This window comes from Leptolyngbya sp. O-77, from assembly GCF_001548395.1.
Lineage (GTDB): Bacteria > Cyanobacteriota > Cyanobacteriia > Elainellales > Elainellaceae > Thermoleptolyngbya.
Genome location: NZ_AP017367.1, coordinates 4845997 through 4865147, shown reverse-complemented (window position 1 = coordinate 4865147; position 19151 = coordinate 4845997). Strand labels below are relative to the sequence as shown.

The following is a 19151-nucleotide window of genomic DNA, read 5'->3' as shown; positions in this document are numbered from 1 at the left end:
TCAGGTATCCGCCGAACCCTGATTAGCGCCGTCGCCACCACACCCCCACCGCTAGCGCCAGCCCCGCCAGCGGCAAAAAGACCAGCGAGGCAAGAATCAGCGCAATTTGCTGGGAAGGCGAGAACAGCACGCGGCGATTGGTGGGTTCGGCGGCGCGGACGGAGAAGGTTGGGTCGGCTTCCTGGCTGAGCCAGCCAATAGCGTTGAGGAAGAGGTCGCGGTTGAGCTGCTGATCAATTAGTCCATTGGTGGCAAACGTGGAGTTGCCGATCGCCACCATTCGCGCTTCGTCCTGAACAGGCGGGCTCCTCTGCATCGGGCGAGGGGGTTGGGGGCGGGCGCGTTTGACAGGCGACGGCTAAAGGCAGCGCCCAGAACAAGATTGCCCTCTGGCGCTTCGGGGTCAAGCTGGAGTTGGCCGTCTTCGCCAATCTGCTGCGCCTGGGTGCGAACGTTGGTAAACAGCAGTGGGGTGATCTCTACGCCTTCGACTTCGCCCAGTTCCAGCGGTCGCGCCAGGGGAAAGAAGGTGATGCCGTTGTTGAGTCCGTCGGTAATCGGGTGGGGGCCGTATTCCGTGATGATGGTGACTGCGCCATCGCGTCCGGCGGCCGGGTCTACTAAGACGCGATCGCTAAAGGCAACGCCCCAGCCTTCCAGCAAGCCATCTAGTTCGGGATTGGTCTGCGGATCGACCAGCAGCAGCAGCCCGCCCTTGCGGGTCTGAAAGTCCTTGAGGCGAGAGATTTCTTCTGCCAAAAGCGGCCGCTGCGGCCCAGCCACCACAATCACCGCAGCATCGGCGGGAATTTCGGCAGTGTTTGCCAGGTTTAGCGGCTCTGCCTGAAAGGTTTCGTCTGTTAGGCTGGTGACGGCTTGCCCCAGCCCGCCCTGACCGGGGTCTAGCTGCCGCTCGCCGTGCCCTTGCAAAAAGTAGACCTTGGTCTGGCGATCGCTCGTGATCTTCACCAGCGCAGTGGTCAGCCGTCGCTCGGAGAGGCGTTGGGATGGGCTGATGGTCTGCACCAACTGACGGCGATTCCCAGCGGGATCGCTTCGCGAATCGCCCTTCTCTACATACACTTCGCCAAAGTTCTGCACGCCAAAGCGCTCGGCAAGTCCGGGCTGCACCTGTGGATCGACATATTCGTAGGCAAACCCGTCGGGATTTTGGCGGCGATAGTTTTCCAACAGATCCCGATCGGCGGGATTTGGAGCCAGGTCAAAAATCCACACCTTGACCGGATCTTCGAGCGACTGCACCACCTCCTGCGACTGGGGCGCGAGAGTAAATAGGCGATTTTCCGTCAGGTCTAGCCGTGTGTTGTAGCGCGATGCCAAAAAGTTCGTCAGCAGGAAAATGGCCAGCACTGCCAGCGTTGCCAGCACCGCATTCGTACCTGCCTGGGTCGAGCGTTTACCCCATAGCCCCTGAAACCCGCTGGCCTGCGACCCCAGCCACACCACCAATAGCCCAATGCCCGCGCTCAATAGCCCGACGGGTACGGGGCCCCAAGTTCCTGCCACCAGACCTGCCGTTAGCCCCATGAGAATGAGAAACAGGCCAGGCCAGATCAGGTGTTTGAGTTTGAGGTAGGGACGGAGGAGTTTCATGAGAAAAAATGAAAAACGAAGAGGGAAGAGGGAAGAACGAAGAGGGAAGAGGGAAGAACGAAGAGGGAAGAACGAAGAGGGAAGGACGAAGAACGAAGAGGGAAGAACGAAGAGGGAAGGACGAAGAGGGAAGGACGAAGAGAGAAGGACGAAGAGGGAAGAACGAAGAAATAGGTGTTTTTTTTCGTTTTTCGTTCTTCGTTCTTCTTTCTGCTTTTTTCCCTGTCTAGGATTCGCCTTGGGGTATTGGCTCTGGTTGCTTAGGAACGCTGGAATCGGAGGGCTTCGATGGATTGGGCGGTGAGGAAGATGCCCAGCAGGATGTAGCTGAGGTAGAGGACGAGGCTGCTGGTGTTGAAGATGCCTCGGCTGAGGTCGTTGTAGTGCTTGATTAGCGAGAGGTGGGCGATCGCCTCTCCGGTGGAACCGCCGACCCCGTTGGCGATTAGGTCGGTGACCCAGAGCAGCAGCATCAGCCCAAAGGTCAACACGGCGGCGAGGATAGTGCTGTCGGTGAGGGAGGAGATGAACATACCCAGGGACAGCACGGCGGCGGCCATCAGAATCAGACCCAGATGCCCCATAAACAGCACGTTCAGATTGGCGGCGGGGTTGGATGCAATAAACAGGCTGCTTTCATACAGCAGAATGGGCAGCAGCATGGTGATGAAGAAGGTCAACACGCCCAGCAGCTTGCCGACAGCGACGGCCCAGTTGGTAATGGGCGAGGTGGCCAGCAGTTCCAGCGTGCCGCGCTTGCGCTCTTCGGAATAGAGTCCCATCGACAGCATCGGCAGCAGGAATAATGCTAGAGAGCCGAGCAACCCCAAAAACACATTCAGAAATTGGTAGGGCACGTCTACGGGCGGGTCGGTGATGCCGGCCTGGTCGCGCTGGGCGACGGCGGCCAGCAGCCCCTCTGGGCCAAATAGAATCACTACGAAGAAAAAGCCGCTTAGCAGCCAGAACACAGCGGCGATCGCATAGGCAAAGGGCGAGGCAAAGTAGCTCTGGAGTTCTCGCCGATAAATCGCCAGAATATTGCTCAAAATGACGCGCATCTAGGCTGCTTCCTCCTGGGATGGGGACTGGTTTTGGGGTTCATTGGAAAGACTGGGGTCGGGGTCGGCGGGTGCGTCGGCCATGGTGAGTTCCAGAAACACCTGCTCTAGGTTGGCCTGCACCCGCCGCATTTCGTATAGCCCCACCCCTGCGTTGATGACGGTGGCGGCAATGTCGCGGCCAGGGTCGGTTCCTGGATTGGAGATGACGCGCAGTTTGTAGCGGTGGGGCGGCAGCCCTTCGACAGTTAGTGCGGTGACGGACTTTACGCCTGCGAGGTATTGCAGCCGCTCCTGAGCCACCAACAGTTCGCCCTCCACTTCTAGCTCATAGCCCGCGCCGCCCGACAGTTCTTCCATCAGGCGATCGGGCGTATTAGTTGCCACAATTCGGCCGCGGTTGATAATAGCGACACGGCTACAGGTCATGCTGACTTCCGGCAGAATGTGGGTCGAAAGAATGATGGTGTGGTCGCCGGCCAGACTTTTAATCAGGTTCCGCACGTCGATGATTTGGCGCGGGTCGAGGCCGACCGTCGGCTCATCCAACACGATGACGGGCGGGTCGTGAACGATTGCCTGGGCAATGCCGACCCGCTGCCGAAAGCCCTTAGACAGTTTGCGAATCAGGGTGTCGCGCCGTTCCAGCAGGTTGCAGCGTTCTAGCGAAGACTGTACGCGCTGGGGGCGATCGCCCGCTGCCACGCCCTTTAGCCGCGCCACGAAATGCAGAAACCCTTCCACCGTCATGTCTGGGTACAGCGGCGGTGTTTCGGGCAGATAGCCAATCCGCTGCCGCACTGCCATCGAGTCTTCATGCACGTCGAACCCGGCTACGGTAGCTGTGCCGCTAGTGGCGGGCAGGTAGCCCGTCAAAATCCGCATTGTCGTCGTTTTGCCTGCCCCGTTTGGCCCCAAAAAGCCCAGAATCTCCCCCGGCTCTACTGAGAACGTCACGTCCGTAATTGCAGGGGTAGAGCCGTAGATTTTGCTGAGGTGTTCGACGGTAATCATGAGGGGCTATCAGTATTAAGGGATTTAGATTCAGGGATTTAGATTCAGGGATTTAGATTCAGGAATTAGCCTCAGGGATTTAGATTAAGGGATCAAGGGTTTGGGGATGTTGGAGTGAGGAAACAAGGAGGATTCAGCAGTTCCTGTGTCGCAGGAGGCTTGCAGCAGGATTGAAAGCGCTGCGAAACAACATCCCTTGCCTCTGAATTCCTCAACGCCCAACAACGGCAAATTGTAGCCAAAATTGCGAATTTCCGATCTGACGGAGATGTGTCAAGCGTGTGACGGCGCATCGAATCTTTGCTTGTCGGCTATGCTTTGCGACTCATGCTTTGCGGCTCATGCTTTGCAACTCATGCTTTGCGACTCAGGTTCCAGCTTTGGCTTAGTCTTGTCCAACCACACTCCACCAGACCAAAAGGGCGATCGCCCCCAGTCCAACGTGCTGCGGCAGCAGGTTTTGCAGCCGCTGGCGGGCAATTTTCTGCGTCAGAAAAACGCTGAGGGCAAGGGTGCTGAGCAGCGTCACGCCCTGCAAAAACGCAATCACGGCGGGATGGGCGACGACGACGGGCAGCCCTGCGCCGCTCAGTCCAAAGGTGGCGAGGGTAACGGGCACGATGCGGCCGGCTTCGGTCAATCCCAGATGCAGATAGTGCGCCAGGTTGCAGCCGAGGGTCAGCGGCAGATAGCCGTAGGCCAGTTCGACGAAGGGTTTGGACTTGGGGTTGAAGAGTTTTAGCAGGCTGTGGCAGAAGAGGGCGATCGCCCCCGGTAGCGCCAGCGCCAGCCCAGCCAGTCCCGCATGGAGGGCAAAGGGGCCCAGCGGAGCCGCATCGTATTGCAGCAGCGTTGCTAGCAAATCACGGTCGCCAAACCCCAGCAGCGTCAAAATCGTCGGCAGCCGATGCAGCACCACCGCCCCCGTCAGCAAAAACAGCAGGCACACCTCCGGCAGCGTCGGCTTGTGGGTCGTCCAGAGTTCGATACCGGGGGGACGCAAGTTTAGCTCAACAGAGCGGTGCGGACACGCCTTTAGGCAGGTCATACACAGCACACAGTCGCGATTGTCCTGAAGTTGTGCCGGGTGGGAATAAATCGGACAGCCGCCCGTTTCTTGCCCTTCGCCCTTTTGCGGCCCACCCTTATAGCACTGGTAGGTGGTGCAGGTGGCAGAGCAGATGCCCTGCTGCGCCCGCAGTTCAATCATCGACAGCTTGGCAAACAGGCCGTTCATGCCGCCAATGGGGCAGAGATAGCGACACCAGAAGCGCCGCTCAAACAGGAACGAAAAAATCATGGCTCCAGCGGTAATCAACAGCAGCAGGCAGGCAGAGAGATAGGCTGTGTTCTCCAGATGCCACAGTTCTTCCCAGAGCAAAATCAGCGCAAATAGCCCAAACAGAAACCAGCCGCCCCATTTTTCCGCCTCTGGGCGCGACCAGGGCAGCAGCGTGCGTCCCAACACGCTAGTTGAGACTTTTTGCGAAATTTCGCCGTAGATCATAAACGGGCACACGGCGCACCACAGCCGCCCCACAAACGGGAAGCCGACTAGCACCAGCGGCCACCACCAGGCCCAGAAGAAATTCAGCGCAAAGTTGCGATCGCGCGTCTGCGGCCCCAGCCACAGCACCGCAATCACCAGCGGGAAAAACCAGAGCGTGAAGCCGTAGTTTATCCGGTCGGGCCACCACGGGCTGCGAAGAAACTGGCGCAGCTTGGGGTAGGCATTCAGCAGATTGACGCGGAAGCGGCGATTTTTGCTACCCGTTGCCCAAAACACCTCTTCCGTTAGCATAGGTGCGCCGTTGGACTGGATAATGGCGCGGCCGACCATGCCCTCTAGCTCCGTCAGGTTGCCCGGAAAGTCGTAGCCCTGGAGCCGCCGCAGTGCCTCTGGCGCAACCTTGGGGCGGGACAACCCGCGAGCGGCACAGTATAGGCTGATGTAATAGTTGACCTGGGTTTCGAGGTCAGCCCGTCGCACGCGCAGGGGCGGAACTTTAATGACATGGCCGACATGGCGATCGAGTTCAGAGAGCGATCGCTCTGAGGTGAACATAATTCGCGCATTCGACTGGCGCGGCTCTGGTTCTGGCTCGCCTTCGCGGGCGACGGGTCGGTAGATTCCCGTTTCCAGCAGTTCCGCCAGCTTGGGCTGGAGCGCCTTGGGCACATCCTGCACGTTGTTAATCAGCAGCGTGCCGCTGCCCAGCCAACTGAGTAAACCGGGCTTCCCATTGACCCGACCAAACAGATCTGCGCCGCTGGGTTGCAGCATATCGCCATTGAGCTTGATCATCGGCTGCTTGCGATCGCCACTACCAAAGTGGATCAGCGCCGCTGTGTTGTCCTTGCCCAGCCCCGGCTCGCCAAAGATGAGTACTGGCAGGCGATCGCCCGCAGCTTTTTTGATTGCCTGCCGCAGCCGCACGGCGTAGCGACTTGCGCCCACAATGCCCCGCCGCACTTTGGGCACGAGATAGGGTCGCAGGGCTGCCTGACGCTCTTGCTCAAAGGCAAGCTGGGAGCTGAGTTCCGTCACTTCGTCTGCCAACTGCCGCGACACGGTGCGGTTTAGCTCCGGAAACTGCGCCACCAGTTCGCGGAAGGCTTCACGGGGCACAGTCCAGATTTCGCAATCGCTGAGGGTAACGACGGTGTGTTCCGCAGGCTTTTCGAGTAACAATTCTTTTAGATACAGCACTGAACCAGGCAGCAGACTGAGCGTGTCTGCCAGGCTGTCTGGCCGCGTGCGATAGCGCTCCAGCCGTCCTGATTTCAGAATGTAGAGGGCTTTCGGCTCAGTGTCTTCCAGCGCCAGCCGATGATTTTCGGGCATGTGGATTTCGCGAATCTGCTGGGCGATCGCCCGCACTGCCGCTACCGACAGGTCTCCAAATTGGGTCTGCTGCTGTATCCACTGCACTCGGTCGGCAAGTTCCATGAAGCGACCCCTCGCCTGGCAAAATAGAACCCATTGCTTTTGATTGTGGCACTGATGTTTCTAAGGTGAGTGCCTGCTGCGAGAGTTTCAAAATTCTAATGTGTAATCTACTACTCTATTTTTAATTCTGAACAAATTGTTAATATTAGGACTTACGCAGTTGGACAATTTCTAGCGGGCGCAGCCCGTGAGAAATTGTCCAAAACCCAAAGAGCCTATCGCAAATGCGTAAGTCCTGAATATCTTAAAATTAAGTCTTTTTTGAAATGACCCGCATGAAAACGGCAGATCCGGTCTCAGTTGAAATCATGCAGCAGGTGGCGGAGTATTTTAGCGTGCTGAGTGAGCCGACCCGCCTCCGCATTCTCAGCGTCCTCCGCAACGGCGAACGGTGTGTGCAAGATTTGGTCGAAGCGACCGCCACCAGCCAGGCCAACGTTTCCAAGCACTTGAAAGTGATGCTGCAAGCGGGTATCCTCTCGCGCCGCACCGAGGGCACCTCTGCATACTACAGTGTGCAGGATGACTTGACGTTTGAGCTGTGTAACCTGGTGTGCGATCGCCTCGCCAGCCGCATCGAACTCCAGGCCCGGCGATTTCGGGCGTTCGGGCTGACCAGTGGGCAGGTGTTGAAGCGGTCGGTGTGATGGGTTGAGGAGGCAGTAACCCAGCGAGCGTCGAGTCTCTAGTACGGATAAATGCCCGGCGAGAGGAGCAGCCGCCGCTGAGCTTCGGTAAGGTTGGGAAACTCGTCAGGATTGTAGAGCGATCGCGCCCAAGCATTCGATCGCGGCGAGTATTTATAGAACAGGGTGCGCCGCTCTCCCTGGCCGCGCCAGGGCAGCGTGCCGTGGGTGAGTGCTTCGGTAAACACAATGGCGCTGCCTGCGGAGAGGGCGATGGGCCGCATACAGGCAGGCGGATGCTCCAGATCGCGCCATTCGTCCGGAAAGGGGGCGTTGCTTTTGTGGCTGCCGGGAATACAGGCAAAGCCGCCCTCGCCAGGGCGCACGTCCCGCAGTTCATAGGCGACAGCCGTCAGCCCGTTATACATGCGCCCATTGTGGACGTGGTAATACTGGCAGGGGTCGTAGGGCGTGCCGCCGCCGTGGAGCCGCGTGCCGATGGGCCCTTTGCCCCGGCGGATGATGTGCGTGTAGTCGTGATCCAGCCGAAAGCCCTCGCCCAGCAGGGTCTTCAAGTAGGGCATCAGCGGCGCAGGGTCGATCAGGTCTTGAAACGGTTTTCCCCAGGGCAGCAGCCTGTCCCAGCGAAACCAGAGGCGATCGGGGTCGTTGACGGCGGCAATCTGGCGATCGAGTTCGGCATTGAGCGCATCTAGTTGCGCTGCCGTCAGCACGTTTTCCACCACCAGATAACCCTGCAAGTCGAATAAATACCATTCTTGTGCGTTCAAGATTGTCTCCTGAATCGGGAATCGTTGGGAATTAGCTGCGGAATAGTCGGGTGTAAAGCGTTTCGTGGGCCATGCAGGCGATCGCCTGTCCCCAACTGCACGCCCCAAAGTCGTCTGTGGGTAAGACTAGCGCTTCGTCGGTTGTGCGGGCGATCGCTGGAGCAAGACTCAGCAGCAGCCGTTGCCCGGCCGTTTGTCCCAGCGGAATCAGCTTCACGCCTGCATTGACCAAATTGCTGGCCCAACTGTGCAAATAGCCAAGGATGGCAGCCCGCGAGTCGATCTGCCAGTGGGCAGCGGCGATCGCATACGCGACGGCAAAATTCACCGCAAAACTTTCGGCTGCGTTGCTGGTTTCCCCGCAGGCTTCCAAGAGCGGGGAAACGCTGGGGTCAAGTTCGAGCAGCAGCCGGTAGAGCGATCGCCCCATTTGCCAGCTTTGTAGCCGCAGTTCCTCTGCCTCGCGCAGCGCCGACAGCCATTGGTTCCAGTGGCGCAAAGCAGGAAGATCGGGGGCGATCGCCGCCTCATAGACCCGCGCCATCACCGCCGCCTCCAGCCGCATCGCTCCAGCCGCCAACTCCTGCTCAATCCAGTGCTGCAAGCTGGATACATCTGGCAATTGCCCCTGCGCCACCAGCGTCTCCAGCCCTTCGGAGTAGCTGTAAGCCCCTACAGGCAGCGCCGGACTCGCCAACTGCAATAGCCGCAGCAGACGCTCTCCACCCAACGCCGCTTCACACGTCATGAGAAGACTCCTGCGAATCCTCAGATGTAGACTTGTGAGAATGCTGAAGAGAACCTACTTGAGAACTCATTTCAGAATGCTGACGTAAAGGCTCAGGATGATGTATATCCTCATTGGCATGATTATGTTCGGAATCATGATTGTGAGAATGACGGTGAGAATGGTGAGGCGAATGGTGAGGCGAACCATGATGCGAATGGCCTAACTCCTGATCTTTGAACCCCAACCCTTCATAGGCTCCCGTCTCTGGCTGAAAGGGACGCTCCTCCAGTTGCAGATGCAACCCCATTTTTTCCACCATGTCTTGCAAAACCGAGTCGGGCGAAAAGCGCAGATAGGTTTCTGCGACCTCCAGCGGCACATGGCGATTGCCCAGATGATAGGCGGCTCGCAGCAACGCCAGCGGCGTGTGGGCGGTGACGGTGACGACGGGTTCTGGCCTGGCCACCACGCGCACTCGCTCCCCCGAAGCCGCCAGCAGCACGTCTCCATCTCGCAGCACGGTTCCCCTGGGCAATTGCAGCGAACAGGGTATGCCCTCCACAGATTCAAAATAATGGCGCGATCGCACTCGTTCTTCCGCCGTCAGCAGCAGCGTCAACTCAGCAGGTTCAGGGCAGACTTCGGGGCGATCGCTCAGAGAAAGCCGTTGGGTGAGGACAAGCATGGCAGATTTGAGATTCTGGGTGATTTGGGGTTCGCGTTTTGAGGGATTCATCAGGGATGTGCCATGCCCCCGGGGGCTAAAAAGCACTATGGAAGTAGATTACACCCGAATCAGGAATCATCTACAGCGCCAACCATTGCCAAACACATCGGTTAGGTGCATCTACCCAGGGGGTTGAGTGCCAAACCCGCCAACCCACGCCAATCCAACCCTCGCAGGTGCGCCAGTCTTGCGCTCCCCCTATTGCCAAGTATCGGGGCGCCGAATATCTGGATTTCATAACCAGAAGGCGATCGCCTCACCCGATCAGGCATAGCCCCCAGCCCAAAAACTACCCTAAGATGGGGCTTAAACTAATGATTCGATAGCCACTTGAGAATCGTTCGACAATCATTCGATGATTACTTGATGCAGCCTCTAGCCCTGGGCAACCTGCTGTATAAAGTGTCAGGTGCATAAAGTGTCAGGTGCGCTGCGGAGTCAACTTCATTTTTAGATTGAGCCACTTCATATCATCAAGGAGCCGCTTGTGAGTCCAGAAACCCTTATCTCGCCGCCGATTGCCGCCGCAAGTCCCTACTCTCCCACCGAGTTCGATGCCTACGTCATCAATAGCTATGCTCGTTTTCCCATCGTGCTAGAGCGAGGCGAAGGTTGCCGCGTGTGGGACAGTGAGGGACGCGATTATCTGGACTTTGTGGCGGGTATTGCCACCTGCACGCTGGGCCACGCCCATCCGGCTATGGTGAACGCAGTCAATCGCCAGATTCAAAAGCTGCACCACGTTTCTAACCTGTTCTATATCCCAGAGCAGGGCGACCTGGCAAAATGGCTGGTCGAGCATTCCTGTGCCGATCGCGTATTTTTCTGCAACTCTGGCGCAGAGGCGAACGAAGGCGCAATTAAACTGGCGCGGAAGTATGCCCACACGGTGCGCGGCATCGCCAACCCGATCGTGCTGACGGCTCATGCCAGCTTCCACGGGCGCACTCTGGCTACCATCACTGCCACCGGTCAGCCAAAGTATCAGAAGAACTTTGACCCGCTGATGCCAGGATTTCACTACGTTCCCTACAACGATATTGCAGCCCTGGAAGCGGCGATCGCCCAACTGGATGCCAACCAGCCCCAGGTGGCGGCCATTCTGCTGGAGGCACTCCAGGGCGAAGGCGGCGTGCGGCCGGGCGATCGCGCTTATTTCCAGCGGATTCGTGAAATCTGCGATGAAAAGGGAATTCTGCTCATTCTGGACGAAGTGCAGGTCGGCATGGGCCGCAGCGGGCAACTTTGGGGCTACGAGAATCTGGGCATCGAACCCGACATTTTCACCTCAGCTAAAGGCCTGGGCGGCGGCATCCCCATTGGCGCGATGCTCTGCAAGTCGTTTTGCGACATCTTTCAGCCCGGCGACCACGCCAGCACCTTCGGCGGCAATCCCTTCGCCTGCGGCGTGGCGCTAGAAGTGTGCAAAACTCTGGAGCGCGACAACTTGCTGCACAATGTGCGAGAGCGCGGCGAACAACTGCGGAACGGGCTGCGGGCGATCGCCCAGCAATATCCTGCACTCGTCGCAGAAGTGCGCGGCTGGGGACTAATTAACGGTCTGGTGCTGAAGGAAGACGCTGCTACAGTATCGGCAGATATCGTGAAGGCGGCGATCGCCCAAGGGCTGCTGCTCGTTCCTGCTGGCCCGAAGGTGGTGCGCTTTGTGCCCCCGCTGATCGTCACTGCTGCGGAAATTGAGCAAGCCCTCGGACGGCTAAACCAGGCCCTCAGCAACCTGTCTCTCTAGGGCTGAGGCGTTGGTTTTAGGCAACCAGGCGACCTTGCTTCGGGTCAATTTTCGGGTCAATACTGCCTAACCCGAAGCAAGGTCGTAGATGCCCTGAAACTTTTCTGGGAAATCTTTTGAGAAATTTGTGTGAGAAATTTGTAGAAGAGTCCCCTCTTCCCGTGCTACGATTATCAATCGTGGGATGGACGGGTCGGTGCCCGAGTGGTTAATGGGGGCGGACTGTAAATCCGCTGGCTACGCCTACGCTGGTTCGAATCCAGCCCGGCCCATCCCCCGATTGCCCGTGTAGCTCAGTGGTAGAGCACACCCTTGGTAAGGGTGAGGTCATGAGTTCAATCCTCATCACGGGCTTTATCGCTTCATACCCTGGCTGCGAGTAGCTGAGAAACCAGTGTCGTGAGCGTTGCCACACTCTGCGCCTGCTGCTCCGCTAGGCGGATGTGCCCCTCTAGCGCCCGGTTCTGGCTTTCCAGCGTAATCGCAATGCGGTCAAGTCTGTCGTCAATGGCAACAGTTCGCTGCTGGGTCTGGTCAACAAACGTGGCGATCGCCTCAGTCAATCGATCCAGCTTGGCATTCAGCGACGCATCCCGCTGGGCCGCCTCTTCAGACAATCGGTCGAGCTTGGCATTCAGCGACGCATCCCGCTGGGCCGCCTCTTCAGATAATCGATCCAGCTTGGCATTCAGCGACGCATCCCGCTGGGCCGCCTCTTCAGATAATCGATCCAGCTTGGCATTCAGCGACGCATCCCGCTGGGCCGCCTGTTGTCCATTAGTAACAATTAGCTCTGACAGATAGGCAATTTGCTGGGTCGAGGTTTCTAGCAACACTGCCACACGGTCAAGGCGTTCATCGATGGTTGGTTGGTTCTCACTCATGGCGCTATTCCGCTGCGAATAGTTGAATAATATTCCCACGGCACAACTCATAGCGGGATTCTGAAAATTCGGGCAGCCACTTAACGAACTCATCAAACGTCGTGTAGGGGATTGGAGCGCTGAATCATGGCGATTCCCGACGTGATTGAAGACCTACAGATTGAAGACTTACTGGAGTAACATTTCGATCGGGATGCTCAGGTCTGGAAATGCCAGATCGAGTCCTGGCTCTGACCCATCCCTCAGCGTAGTGGGAGCCGCAGGGCACACCTGAGCGTGATTCCCGTAGGGATCGCTTCGCGAATCGCCCAACCGCTTTATCAGGACTGCCGCGCCATGTCCATGAGAATTTGTTGGGCACTTTGCACCGCGTCTGGGGAGACAGGATGGCGCTGGCGATAGCTGCCGTCGGGCTGAAGCTCCCATGCCTGGCGGTTGTCGGCCAGCAAGATGCCGAGAATTTCCTGCAAATCTTTGGCGATCGCCCTGTCATCCACTGGCGTAACGGCCTCCACGCGCCGATCCAGATTGCGCGGCATCCAGTCGGCACTACCGATGTATACGTCCTCCGCGCCGCCATTGTAAAAATAAAAAATGCGGGAATGTTCCAAAAACCGCCCCACGATGCTAATCACTCGAATGCGATCGCTCACGCCTGACAGCCCCGGCCGCAGACAGCAAATGCCCCGCACGATGAGATCAATTTGCACGCCGGCCTGCGACGCTTCATAGAGTGCAGCAATCAGCGGCGGATCAACCAGCGCGTTCATCTTGGCGACGATCCGGGCATGGCGACCCGCACGGGCAGTCTCGCGCTCTCGGTGAATCAGGTCAAGCAGGCGATCGCGCAAATTGGTCGGAGCCACCAGCAGCTTGCGATAGGTTTGCTGCCGCGAGTAGCCCGTCAGCGCGTTAAACAACTCCGTCACGTCTGCACCCAAATCCTCCCGACAGGTCAGCAAGCCCAGATCGGTGTAGAGCCGCGCCGTTTTGGGGTTGTAATTACCCGTGCCAATGTGGACATAGCGACGCAGGCGATCGCCCTCCTGCCGCACCACCAACATTAGCTTAGTATGCGTTTTTAGCCCCACCAGCCCATAGACTACATGAACGCCCACCTGCTCTAGCTTCCGCGCCCACTGAATATTATTCTCTTCGTCAAAGCGTGCCTTTAGCTCCACCAGCACCGCCACCTGTTTACCGTTCTCGGCGGCGGCGATCAGCGCGTCCACAATTGGCGAATCGCCCGACGTGCGATACAGCGTCATCTTAATCGTCAGCACGTCGGGATCTTGGGCTGCCCGCTGAAGAAACGCCTGCACCGACGACGAAAACGACTGATATGGATGATGCACCAGCAAATCCTGCTTACGAATCAGGGCAAAAAAATCCTCATCTGTGGAATATTCAGACTCCATGAGTCGGCGCAGTCGGGGATGACTCACAGGCTTCCAGGGCGCATCCTTGAGATGGGGCAACGGCAGATCCACCAGTGCCATCAGGTCGCGCCCGCCCAACAGCCCCACCACCGGATACACATCTGCGTTGCTCAGCCCCATCTCCGCCATCAGCGTTTGGCGAATTTCATCCGGCATGGATTCGTGAACTTCTAGCCGCACCACAGACCCCGCAAACCGCCGCTTACGAAGCTCCTGCTCGATTGCCTGGAGCAGGTCATCGGCTTCGTCCTCCTGCACTTCCAGGTCAGCATTGCGGGTAACTCGAAACACATGGCAGGCGACGACCTCCATGCCTGGAAACAGCTTGTCCAGATTGTGGGTAATGATTTGCTCAATTGGCACGCCCATCCACACGGGCATCTGCTTGCGACGTTGCAGTTCCAGCGGCAACAGGACGAATCGGGGCAGTGAACTGGGCACTTTGAGACGGGCAAAGTGGCTGGTTCCTTCGGGCGATCGCACCACCCACCGCCAGATTTCAAGCTGAGGTTAGAAATATGCGGAAAGGGATGCCCCGGATCGACCGCCAGCGGCGTTAGCACAGGGAAAATCCGCTCTTCAAAATACTCCCGCAAATAGCGCTGCTGGGCCTGGTTGAGCGCTGCATAGTCCAGCAGGAAAATGCCGTGGCTTGCAAGCTGCGGCCGCAAGACCGACTGCACATGCTGATGCTGCTTTGTCACCAGGGGCAAGAGCTTTTGGCAGATGGCTTCGAGCTGTTCCTGTGGCGTGCGCCCGTCGAGCGATCGCCGATCCACCTGTGCCTGGATCTGGCGCTTGATGCCCGCCACTCGCACCATAAAAAACTCATCCAGATTGCTGCTAAAAATCGCCGCAAACTTTACCCGCTCCAGCAAGGGCGTGCGCTCGTCCATCGCCTCATGCAGCACCCGCGCATTAAACTCAATCCAGCTCAGTTCGCGGCTGAAGTAGTATTGCGGATCTGACCAGTTGGGTTGGGGCGGCTGGGTAGAAGACACGATAGGAAAGGCGGGGGGCTGAAGCTAGGAAATCTGAAGCGAACGCTGGACAGCCGATCATATCAGATTATTATCCCCCTATTCTCGAACTGAAGATACTCAAAACACCTCATCCTCGCGGCCGACCCACCATTCCCCAAGCTGCATCAGGTCGTGATGCACATCCGCCAACGCCCGGAGATACTCCTCGCTAGAAAGGCTTTCTCGCTGCTCCTGCAATTTTTTGAGTCGCAGTTGTGCCAGGAGCCACGGCTGATGGAGGCGATCGCTCTCGGCCATATAACGCGCTAAGTCCTCACTATTCATAGGAACTATCCGCAGCAACTATTAGGAACTATTCATAGGAAACTGCTCAGAAAGCAAGAGTGGATAAAGCGATTTTGTACTCTATCCACTCGCAGCAGTTTCATAACTTGCAAAACTGAACCGTGCGCTTTATCAAGCTAGAAAAAGCCTCAGAAAAAGCGCCAGCGTCAGCCGAAACCAGATTGTATCTAGGCAGCAGCCAGGTTCTCAGCGACAAAATCCCAGTTCACCAGCTTATCCAAAAAGTTCTGGATAAAGGCAGGGCGGGCATTGCGGAAGTCGATGTAGTAGGCATGTTCCCACACATCGAGGGTCAGCAGCGCTTTTTGCCCATGTGTGCTAGGGGGTTTTCGGCGTTGGGGAGTCTTGGTCACTTTCAGCGTACCGTTGTCATCAATCAGCCAGGGCCCAGCCGCTGCCAAACTGGGTCGCAGCCGCGTTGGCGAAGGCCTCACGGAACTTGTCGTAGCTGCCGAAAGAAGCGTCGATCTTGGCGGCCAGGTCGCCCGTCGGCGCACCGCCACCACCGGGCTTCAGGCTGTTCCAGAAGAAGGTGTGATTCCAGACCTGAGCAGCGTTGTTGAACACGCCAGCCTTGGCAGAGTCGCCAAAAGTCGCCACGATGATTTCTTCCAGAGACTTGCCCGCCAGGGAAGAATCGCTCTCGATCGCTTTGTTCAGGTTATCGACGTAAGCTTTGTGATGCTTGCCGTAGTGATATTCAAAGGTTTCGGCCTTCATGCCATAGGGTTCTAGAGCATCCATCGCAAAAGGCAAGGGCGGCTGTTCGATAGGCATAGTGTTCGTCCTCTACATAACTGCGCTGTACTGAGTTTGAGTGTAAGAGCGCTAACATCCCTTACGCATGATCCGCCAGACGGAGCTAGGACGGAATGCAGTCTCAAACTATTGATAGAATTTTATATCAAAAATCGCCAGTGTCGTGTCTTACACAGCACCGAACGTAGCCCGACTGCCGAGGCTTTGTTTTAGCTGCGCGGCTCGCTCTTGCACGATCGCCCATTCGCCATTTTTCACAGCCGCCTTGGGAAACAACTGCCCTGCCAGCCCAACGGCGATCGCCCCTGCCTCCAGCATGGCTCGCGCATTCTCCAGCGTGACCCCGCCCGTGGGCACTAGCGGAATCTCGCCCAGCGGCTCTCGCACGGCCCGCAAATAGTCTGCGCCGCCGACACACTGAATGGGGAACACCTTCACCGCTGCTGCGCCCGCCTGCCATGCGGTCACGATTTCTGTCGGCGTGAGGGCCCCTGCCACAAAGGGAATCTCGAACTCGGCCGCCTGCTGAATCAGCGCTCGATGCGTATGGGGGCTAAACAAAAACTGGGCCCCGCTGGCGATCGCCGCGCTGACCTGTTGGGGAGTGGTAATCGTGCCCGCGCCAATCAGACAGTCGGGCAAGCGCTGCCGCAGGTGACGCACCAGGGTTTCAGGGCGATCGCTATTCCAGGTGACTTCGATCAGCCGCATTCCGCCCGCCGCCACTGCCCGCGCCATGACCTCGCCGGTTGCCAGGTTGGGCGCACGAATGACGGCGATCGCCCGTTCGGTTTGCAGCCAATGCAGCCATCGATCTTTGAATGAAACAGCCTGAGAGTGTGAGGAAATCACGATTTTTTAGCGGACTTTCAGGAGGGCGGGTGACGGAGCAGACGCATTGCCATAAAATGAAAAGAATATGAAAAGCATTGGTGACTGCCCGTGAGCCTGGTTTCCCCCGACTCGATTCTATCTTCACCCGTTTTGACCGCTGAGCGCCCCGCCCCCCCTTCGATTCAGCCCCCTGCTGCGTCGTCTGACAGGGCTGTCGATTCGACCCAGCCTGCGCCGACGGCTCAGCCGCTCAGTCTGCGAGACGAATTCGGCATTTTCTTCTCGACGTTCATCACGATTTTCCTGGCAGAAATTGGCGACAAAACTCAGATGACGGTGCTGCTCATGAGTGCCCAGTCCCAAGCGCCGTGGGTGGTGTTTCTGGGAGCAGGTTCAGCGCTAATCGCCACGAGTCTTTGTGGGGTGCTGCTGGGCAAGTGGCTCTCGACCCGCATTGCGCCCCGGCTGCTCGACAAAGCAGCGGCCGTGTTGCTGCTGGTGGTGGCGGGAATGCTGGTGTGGGATGTCATTCAGGGGTAGAGCGAAATGGACTGGAATTTGCTGGGACTGGCGTTTGTCACGGTGTTTGTGTCGGAACTGGGCGACAAAAGCCAGCTTGCGGCGATCGCCCTCGGCAGCAGCGGCAAGTCTGTTCGGGCTGTGTTTTTGGGAACGGCAGTAGCGCTGGTGCTGGCCAGTTTTTTGGGCGTGATGCTGGGCGGCGGCGTGGCTCAGGTCGTGCCGACCCGGTGGATCAAGGCGATCGCTGCCATTGGGTTTGTCGTCATGGCCATCCGTTTGCTGCTGCCGGACGCGGCGGATGAGTTGCCAGACGAGCCGCTGGATGAGTCGCTGGATGGTAACGAACCTGCCTAGCGTCCCGCTTCTAGCCGATCGCCCGAAAACCGCAAACCCACCGCGACCAGCAGTGCTGCACTCAGCCCCAGCTTAACCAGTTCCAAGACCCAGTAAATTCCGTGCATTTGCGCCATGCTGCCAGGAATGCGGGCTTCGCTCGTCAGCCAGTTCAGCGGCATCGCCAGCCCGCTCATCACGGGAGTCATCACGTAAGTCAGCGCAAAGGTCACCCCCAACAGAAGCCAGACTGCGGCGATCGCCCAGCCCGCGACTTTGTGCTGCCGCAAAAGCGAGAGAAGCCCCACGAAGGCGATCGCCACACACAGCAGCCCCAGACGGTTGAAAATCCAGAACATACTGTAGCCAGCGCTGGCAAAACCGGGCTGCGTCATCATGCCGCTGACATATAGGGCAGGCATCACGACCAGATCCAGCATCAGGCTGCCGCTGAGCCAAAACCCTACCGCCAGGAATACCGCCGACTGCCAGACAGAGCGACCCGGCAGCAGATTAACTTTAGTAGAAGTAATCATGAATATAAGACATTCTTAACTCTCATCTCCAGCCTATCGGATCTGGCTCAATCCAGTCATGAACAATCGTTTCGAGTCGTAACTAGATTTGTCTGAATCGAGCTTCAACAAATCATTAATAAATTCTTGCTGACTTAACGTAAGTAATTACGCTGGTTCGCGCTATTCTCAGATCAGGAAAATTCAGTATTTTCTCGGATAGCTTCCTTAATTTAGATTGCTCGGTTCTGCTGGTTTTCCAGAGCGTTCAGGAAATTCTTGGTTTTAGTTTGTCTCATGTAGCCGTCTGGGGCGATCGCTCTCGATCCTACGGAGAAATTCTCTCAGCGCAGCTTGATACCGCTCAGCACGCTCGGCAGTACGGGTCGCTGATGAGCGTTGTAAGGCATTAAGGCTTGACTAGCCAGGTTGGCGCAAGCTGCCAGAGCATTCCGGCACTCGCTTTCGTCCGTTTGCTTCAGGTCTTGGTGCTACTGAATCAAATTCGGTGCCTCGTAGCGTACGCAGACTCGAACAATCTCAACGAATTCCCAACGAATGTAGAAAAACCAGTCAACTGTATGAATAGTGCTTGCTTAACAGACTTTTATCGCGGTTGGATGATTGAGGTTGTGCCTCAAGGAATCGGTTATACCAGCGTTTGCTATTCCCCCTCTCGGCAGCGGATCGATGACGACGTAATCTACTCGCGCGACTTTCTGGCGCTAAATGCAGGCAAGGCGCTAGTTGATCTCTATCTCGCCTGCCAGCAGTTTTCCGGCGTGCTGCGCGAACTGTACGAATCGGACAAGCTGGAGTACGAAGAGTGGCGATCGCTCAGCCAGTCCATCACCGATACCATCGGCGTGTCTCGCTAGTAAGTTCGATATACCGTTTCGTCTAAGCATTCCTTAGGGAATGATTTGGGGCGATCGCGCCCGACGTTTGCCCTTTCCCACAGTTCGCCATCTCAAGGTTCGGGGTTCCTTCGCTATTGGATAGATTCTGGATCAATGCCGAGGGCCCGCAAGCGCTCGGCGAGCCGTTCTGCGCGGCGCTCTGCCTGCTCAGCTCGCTGCTGGGCCTGTTCAGCCCGCTGCTCTGCCTGCTCGGCTCGCTGCTGGGCCTGAAGTCGTAGCGTTTCCAGTTCTACAAACGTCAGAAAAGGCTGCCCATCTGGGCGGAAAATCTGCAAGCTCGACTCGCTGGGTTCAAACCGAATCTGCAAGCGCGGACTGACCCAGCCGTCCATCTCCTCGATCACGTCGAGCCGT

Annotated in this window: 19 protein-coding genes, 2 tRNA genes and 2 pseudogenes; 7 read left to right on the top strand and 16 right to left on the bottom strand. The window is 57.6% G+C overall.

The genetic code is table 11. From position 1 onward, the window contains the following. Positions 1 to 22: 22 nt before the first annotated feature. The 5 genes from O77CONTIG1_RS27235 to O77CONTIG1_RS20460 form a co-directional block, all read right to left on the bottom strand. Complete coding sequence (locus tag O77CONTIG1_RS27235; protein WP_068514562.1) at positions 23 to 280, bottom strand: hypothetical protein; 258 nt, start codon at positions 278 to 280, stop codon at positions 23 to 25. Beyond that, positions 238 to 1614, bottom strand: a complete 1377-nt coding sequence (locus O77CONTIG1_RS20480) for a GldG family protein (RefSeq protein ID WP_068514559.1) — start codon at positions 1612 to 1614, stop codon at positions 238 to 240. Before O77CONTIG1_RS20480 ends, O77CONTIG1_RS27235 begins: the two co-directional genes overlap by 43 nt. 260 nt (positions 1615 to 1874) lie before the next feature. Next, on the bottom strand, positions 1875 to 2675 hold the full coding sequence (locus O77CONTIG1_RS20470) for an ABC transporter permease (RefSeq protein ID WP_068514552.1): 801 nt from the start codon (positions 2673 to 2675) through the stop codon (positions 1875 to 1877). Beyond that, positions 2676 to 3689 (bottom strand): ABC transporter ATP-binding protein, encoded by a 1014-nt coding sequence (locus O77CONTIG1_RS20465; protein ID WP_068514549.1) that lies wholly within the window; start codon positions 3687 to 3689, stop codon positions 2676 to 2678. A 385-nt stretch (positions 3690 to 4074) separates the two neighbouring features. Further along, positions 4075 to 6639 carry a sigma 54-interacting transcriptional regulator gene (locus O77CONTIG1_RS20460; RefSeq protein ID WP_068514547.1) on the bottom strand — a complete coding sequence of 855 codons (2565 nt, stop codon included), beginning with the start codon at positions 6637 to 6639 and terminating at the stop codon, positions 4075 to 4077. A gap of 275 nt (positions 6640 to 6914) precedes the next feature. On the opposite strand from O77CONTIG1_RS20460, the gene O77CONTIG1_RS20455 reads away from it, so the two are divergent. Beyond that, positions 6915 to 7286 carry an ArsR/SmtB family transcription factor gene (locus tag O77CONTIG1_RS20455; RefSeq protein WP_084782877.1) on the top strand — a complete coding sequence of 124 codons (372 nt, stop codon included), beginning with the start codon at positions 6915 to 6917 and terminating at the stop codon, positions 7284 to 7286. 38 nt (positions 7287 to 7324) lie between these two features. Here the strand turns inward: O77CONTIG1_RS20455 and O77CONTIG1_RS20450 are convergent, their stop codons facing one another. From O77CONTIG1_RS20450 to ureE, 3 genes are read right to left on the bottom strand one after another with little or no spacing between them, the layout of a single operon-like run. Further along, positions 7325 to 8056 carry a phytanoyl-CoA dioxygenase family protein gene (locus O77CONTIG1_RS20450; RefSeq protein ID WP_068514543.1) on the bottom strand — a complete coding sequence of 244 codons (732 nt, stop codon included), beginning with the start codon at positions 8054 to 8056 and terminating at the stop codon, positions 7325 to 7327. Between the two features lie 31 nt (positions 8057 to 8087). Next, complete coding sequence (locus O77CONTIG1_RS20445) at positions 8088 to 8804, bottom strand: urease accessory protein UreF (RefSeq protein WP_068514540.1); 717 nt, start codon at positions 8802 to 8804, stop codon at positions 8088 to 8090. Next, positions 8794 to 9471 (bottom strand): urease accessory protein UreE, encoded by a 678-nt coding sequence (ureE, locus tag O77CONTIG1_RS23880; protein ID WP_084783072.1) that lies wholly within the window; start codon positions 9469 to 9471, stop codon positions 8794 to 8796. The genes O77CONTIG1_RS20445 and ureE overlap by 11 nt, the downstream gene beginning before the upstream one ends. Before the next feature lie 529 nt (positions 9472 to 10000). On the opposite strand from ureE, the gene O77CONTIG1_RS20435 reads away from it, so the two are divergent. From O77CONTIG1_RS20435 to O77CONTIG1_RS20425, 3 genes are all read left to right on the top strand, one after another. Then, positions 10001 to 11263, top strand: coding sequence for an aspartate aminotransferase family protein (locus O77CONTIG1_RS20435; protein WP_068514538.1), 1263 nt, complete (start codon positions 10001 to 10003; stop codon positions 11261 to 11263). A gap of 190 nt (positions 11264 to 11453) precedes the next feature. Continuing rightward, a tRNA-Tyr gene (locus O77CONTIG1_RS20430) sits at positions 11454 to 11535 on the top strand. A 10-nt stretch (positions 11536 to 11545) separates the two neighbouring features. Next, a tRNA-Thr gene (locus tag O77CONTIG1_RS20425) sits at positions 11546 to 11617 on the top strand. Positions 11618 to 11625: 8 nt separating this feature from the next. On the opposite strand, the gene O77CONTIG1_RS20420 is transcribed toward O77CONTIG1_RS20425, so the two are convergent. The 6 genes and pseudogenes from O77CONTIG1_RS20420 to O77CONTIG1_RS20400 all read right to left on the bottom strand — a co-directional run bounded on the left by O77CONTIG1_RS20420 (position 11626) and on the right by O77CONTIG1_RS20400 (position 16525). Further along, on the bottom strand, positions 11626 to 12147 hold the full coding sequence (locus O77CONTIG1_RS20420; RefSeq protein WP_068514533.1) for a hypothetical protein: 522 nt from the start codon (positions 12145 to 12147) through the stop codon (positions 11626 to 11628). A gap of 320 nt (positions 12148 to 12467) precedes the next feature. Continuing rightward, the gene (ppk1, locus tag O77CONTIG1_RS20415; protein WP_317134151.1) at positions 12468 to 14027 is read right to left on the bottom strand and encodes a polyphosphate kinase 1; all 1560 of its coding nucleotides are present in this window, start codon (positions 14025 to 14027) and stop codon (positions 12468 to 12470) included. A 107-nt stretch (positions 14028 to 14134) separates the two neighbouring features. Beyond that, positions 14135 to 14482 (bottom strand): annotated as a pseudogene (locus O77CONTIG1_RS28170) (RNA degradosome polyphosphate kinase); the annotation flags it as partial. A gap of 204 nt (positions 14483 to 14686) precedes the next feature. Next, positions 14687 to 14893: a hypothetical protein gene (locus O77CONTIG1_RS20410; protein ID WP_068514529.1), complete on the bottom strand. Its 207-nt coding sequence runs from the start codon at positions 14891 to 14893 to the stop codon at positions 14687 to 14689. A 188-nt stretch (positions 14894 to 15081) separates the two neighbouring features. Then, positions 15082 to 15691, bottom strand: a pseudogene (locus tag O77CONTIG1_RS20405) (superoxide dismutase). Between the two features lie 150 nt (positions 15692 to 15841). Continuing rightward, positions 15842 to 16525 (bottom strand): bifunctional 4-hydroxy-2-oxoglutarate aldolase/2-dehydro-3-deoxy-phosphogluconate aldolase, encoded by a 684-nt coding sequence (locus O77CONTIG1_RS20400; RefSeq protein ID WP_225894627.1) that lies wholly within the window; start codon positions 16523 to 16525, stop codon positions 15842 to 15844. Positions 16526 to 16615: 90 nt separating this feature from the next. On the opposite strand from O77CONTIG1_RS20400, the gene O77CONTIG1_RS20395 reads away from it, so the two are divergent. Next, positions 16616 to 17047 (top strand): TMEM165/GDT1 family protein, encoded by a 432-nt coding sequence (locus O77CONTIG1_RS20395; RefSeq protein WP_225894626.1) that lies wholly within the window; start codon positions 16616 to 16618, stop codon positions 17045 to 17047. 6 nt (positions 17048 to 17053) lie between these two features. Then, a complete protein-coding gene (locus O77CONTIG1_RS20390) occupies positions 17054 to 17383 on the top strand; it encodes a TMEM165/GDT1 family protein (RefSeq protein ID WP_068514526.1) in 330 nt (109 codons plus the stop codon). Here the strand turns inward: O77CONTIG1_RS20390 and O77CONTIG1_RS20385 are convergent. Then, positions 17380 to 17898: a hypothetical protein gene (locus O77CONTIG1_RS20385; RefSeq protein ID WP_068514523.1), complete on the bottom strand. Its 519-nt coding sequence runs from the start codon at positions 17896 to 17898 to the stop codon at positions 17380 to 17382. The two genes, O77CONTIG1_RS20390 and O77CONTIG1_RS20385, sit on opposite strands and share 4 nt — an antisense overlap. Before the next feature lie 599 nt (positions 17899 to 18497). Between O77CONTIG1_RS20385 and O77CONTIG1_RS20380 the strand changes: the two genes are divergently transcribed. Further along, complete coding sequence (locus tag O77CONTIG1_RS20380) at positions 18498 to 18755, top strand: hypothetical protein (RefSeq protein WP_068514522.1); 258 nt, start codon at positions 18498 to 18500, stop codon at positions 18753 to 18755. 113 nt (positions 18756 to 18868) lie between these two features. Here the strand turns inward: O77CONTIG1_RS20380 and O77CONTIG1_RS28165 are convergent, their stop codons facing one another. Then, a complete protein-coding gene (locus O77CONTIG1_RS28165; RefSeq protein ID WP_317134150.1) occupies positions 18869 to 19141 on the bottom strand; it encodes a hypothetical protein in 273 nt (90 codons plus the stop codon). Positions 19142 to 19151: the final 10 nt, after the last annotated feature.

What these genes read in the sequence shown, in the direction of transcription:
- O77CONTIG1_RS20460 (WP_068514547.1), bottom strand. Translation starts at nt 6,639, where the DNA reads ATGGAACTTGCCGACCGAGTGCAGTGGATACAGCAGCAGACCCAATTT.
- O77CONTIG1_RS27235 (WP_068514562.1), bottom strand. Translation starts at nt 280, where the DNA reads ATGGTGGCGATCGGCAACTCCACGTTTGCCACCAATGGACTAATTGAT.
- O77CONTIG1_RS20455 (WP_084782877.1), top strand. Translation starts at nt 6,915, where the DNA reads ATGAAAACGGCAGATCCGGTCTCAGTTGAAATCATGCAGCAGGTGGCG.
- O77CONTIG1_RS20480 (WP_068514559.1), bottom strand. Translation starts at nt 1,614, where the DNA reads ATGAAACTCCTCCGTCCCTACCTCAAACTCAAACACCTGATCTGGCCT.
- O77CONTIG1_RS20470 (WP_068514552.1), bottom strand. Translation starts at nt 2,675, where the DNA reads ATGCGCGTCATTTTGAGCAATATTCTGGCGATTTATCGGCGAGAACTC.
- ureE (WP_084783072.1), bottom strand. Translation starts at nt 9,471, where the DNA reads ATGCTTGTCCTCACCCAACGGCTTTCTCTGAGCGATCGCCCCGAAGTC.
- O77CONTIG1_RS20410 (WP_068514529.1), bottom strand. Translation starts at nt 14,893, where the DNA reads ATGAATAGTGAGGACTTAGCGCGTTATATGGCCGAGAGCGATCGCCTC.
- O77CONTIG1_RS20390 (WP_068514526.1), top strand. Translation starts at nt 17,054, where the DNA reads ATGGACTGGAATTTGCTGGGACTGGCGTTTGTCACGGTGTTTGTGTCG.
- O77CONTIG1_RS20380 (WP_068514522.1), top strand. Translation starts at nt 18,498, where the DNA reads ATGATTGAGGTTGTGCCTCAAGGAATCGGTTATACCAGCGTTTGCTAT.
- O77CONTIG1_RS20445 (WP_068514540.1), bottom strand. Translation starts at nt 8,804, where the DNA reads ATGACGTGTGAAGCGGCGTTGGGTGGAGAGCGTCTGCTGCGGCTATTG.
- O77CONTIG1_RS20420 (WP_068514533.1), bottom strand. Translation starts at nt 12,147, where the DNA reads ATGAGTGAGAACCAACCAACCATCGATGAACGCCTTGACCGTGTGGCA.
- O77CONTIG1_RS20385 (WP_068514523.1), bottom strand. Translation starts at nt 17,898, where the DNA reads ATGATTACTTCTACTAAAGTTAATCTGCTGCCGGGTCGCTCTGTCTGG.
- O77CONTIG1_RS20465 (WP_068514549.1), bottom strand. Translation starts at nt 3,689, where the DNA reads ATGATTACCGTCGAACACCTCAGCAAAATCTACGGCTCTACCCCTGCA.